Origin of the sequence: Streptococcus sp. DD11 (assembly GCF_001578865.1) — a bacterium.
In the GTDB taxonomy this organism is placed as follows: Bacteria; Bacillota; Bacilli; order Lactobacillales; family Streptococcaceae; genus Streptococcus; species Streptococcus panodentis.
Genome location: NZ_KQ969397.1, coordinates 45,565 through 48,211 on the forward strand (window position 1 = coordinate 45,565; position 2,647 = coordinate 48,211).

The 2,647-nt window shown below is 52.9% G+C and carries 2 protein-coding genes; one reads left to right on the forward strand and one right to left on the reverse strand.

The genetic code is table 11. From position 1 onward, the window contains the following. A partial coding sequence (locus STRDD11_RS11255) for a glycerol-3-phosphate acyltransferase (protein WP_206512711.1) occupies nucleotides 1-406 on the forward strand: 406 nt, incomplete at its 5' end. Nucleotides 407-444: 38 nt separating this feature from the next. Here the strand turns inward: STRDD11_RS11255 and nt5e are convergent. Next, nucleotides 445-2,647, reverse strand: a 2,203-nt coding sequence (nt5e, locus tag STRDD11_RS11260; RefSeq protein WP_164828479.1) for a cell surface ecto-5'-nucleotidase Nt5e, incomplete at its 5' end; no start/stop codon positions are given.

Below are 2,647 nucleotides of genomic sequence, written 5' to 3' on the forward strand. Positions count from 1 at the left end.
GCCGCTGGTCTTCGGGCTGCTGGCCGTTATCGGCCACACCTTTCCTGTTTTTGCCGGCTTTAAGGGCGGAAAAGCAGTCGCTACCAGCGCAGGGGTTGTTCTGGGCTTTTCACCGGCTTTCTTTGTCTACCTGATCGCTGTTTTTGTGAGCACGCTCTATCTGGGCAGCATGATTTCACTGGCCAGCGTGGTATCAGCTGCCTTGGCTATTTTATCTGCCTTGATTTTCCCCGCTTTTGGCTTTCTTCTGCCAGGCTATGATCCTTTCTTTACTTTGATTATTATAACGCTGGCTCTGATTATCATCGTCCGACACAGGGACAATATCCAGCGGATCAAGCAAAAAAAGGAAAATCTTATCCCCTGGGGTTTGAATCTCACCCACCAAGAACCTGAAAAGAAATAAAACGGAAGCGCCCGCTTCCGTTTTATGGTGTCTTCAGACTAGTTATCTTTGTGAATCTTCTTGATTCCTGCCAATCCAAAGAAAGCTAAAACCATACCAGCCAAACTCAAGGCTGCTGCTGATTCGCTGCCGGTCTGCGGCAGTTCTTTGGCTGCGGGGTCCTTGGTAAAGGTCTTGGCCACATGGACTGCTACTGGCTTGGTCTGTCCTGAAGCTGCACTGGCAGGATCGGCCAAGGATGCTGCTGGTTTTGCAGGAGCAGCTGGGTCACCTGGCTTGGCGATGACAGGATAGGAAGCCGCGTCTGCTGGATTGGTGCCTGCCTTGATTTCAGCAATATCCGTATAGCCGTCGCCGTCACTGTCCTTGGCAGACGAAAGGGAAATGGTCCGTGAGTTAGGATTGATAACCGCATAGGCTGTCAGATCTGCTGTCGCCAGATAGTCCGCAAAGGCAACGTCCATAGACGGCCCTTCTTCGCGGGCGCCGCCCAGCATGGTGTAGCCGTCTCCGCCGGCAGCTAGGAAGTCATTGGTGGACAGATAATAGGTCTTTGCAGGATCCAGCGACTCGTAAACACCGCTTTCCTTGTTCAGAATCTCAATGTAGAGGACCCGCTGATCGGCCGGCAGATTAGTATCATAGTAAACCTTGGCACCCGATACCTGCAGAAAGCCGCCGCTGGCTTCCAAGAGGGGCTGGCCGTTTTCATCAAGCACAGGCTGTCCGTCCTTTTCCTGCAGGGTAGAGCCCAGTGATTTAGTAAACATATCTGCGATATTCTGGCCAGTCACCTTGATCTGGGAAATGGTATTGCCAAAGGGCAGGACCGCAATGATATTGCCCTTAGTAATCGGCTTGTCCTTGGCGATGGTTTCGCGGAGACCGCCGCCGTTGGTGACAGCCAAATCAGTCTTATTGGCAAAGCCGGTCTGACCGTATTGGTAAAGAGCGTCCGCCACGACATTGCCCAGATTGGTTTCGCGCACGCGGACATTTTCCCGGTCGCCGTTCAGCTCAACCGGGCTCTTGTCTACGACGACTGCTGCACTTTCGGCATCGTATTTTTCCTTAATCTTGCTGACCATAGCTGCGACGGTGGGGTCCGGAGTCACTGCTTTAGCTGTTTCCGCACTGATCTGCTGAGGATTTCCCAGAAGCTGGTTGGCTTGGAAAGTCACCTTGCCGATATTGTGCAGGTAGCTGCCGGTCTGATTGTAGGTCACATTGTCGCCATAGGTGGTAGACTGCACCGTATGGGAGTGGCCGTCAATAACGGTTACGCGCTTGCCCTTGAGGGCTTCATTGTGAGACAGGGCTTCTGCTAAGGTTGAGCCGCGCCATTCGACCGGTGTCGTCGTATCGACACCCAAATGGGCCAGAATAACATAGTTATTGTAAGTCTTCCCTTCTGCCGCTGCCCGGGCTTCAACTTCGGCGATGACTCGGTTCACTTCTGTGATTGGGTCCGTAAAGGTCACTCCCGGAATATTCTTAGGATGGGTCTTGGTCGCTGTTTCCGGAGTCGTCACCCCAATCACGACAAACTCATCGCCCTCTGCAGCTGGATCTTTGTCAACAATGGTGGAAGCTTGGAAAACCCGGGCATTATTAGCATAGGTATTGGAGCTGAGGAGAGGAAACTTGAGGATTTCCTTGTATTTCCTAGCCTCATCCAAACCAAAGTCAAACTCATGATTGCCGACCGCCATGGCATCATAGCCGATTTCGTTGAGAATCTTGGCCCGCTCTTCTCCCTTGGAGCTGTTGGAGATAGGCAGACCTTGAAAGGCGTCGCCGGCATCAACCACCAGAACATTTGGATTTTTGGCCCGCTCTTCCTTGATAACCGTTGCCAGCTTGGCATCGCCGATTACGCCTTTTTCTTCGACAATACGGCCATGCACATCGTTGGTATGAAGAATGGTGGCCTCTGGCAGGCTGTTGGTCTGTGCAGCAGCAGGATCTGCGGCACTGGCCGGAGCAGCAGCAGCAACAGGATCAGCGGCAGCGGCTGGCGCACTTGCGCTATCGGCAGGTTCTGTACCGCTGTTAGCTTCGCTTGTGCTTGCTTCAGAGGCTGCCGGAGCACTTGCAGTATCGGCAGATCCTGTATCAGAAGCAGTCACAGCCGGGGAGCTTGGCTCCGCTGCATTTTCTTCTGCAAAGACTTGACTAGCCAGAAAAGCTGGCGCCAACAGCACCGTTGACAAAACAGGTAAGATGAAATGTTTCTTCTTC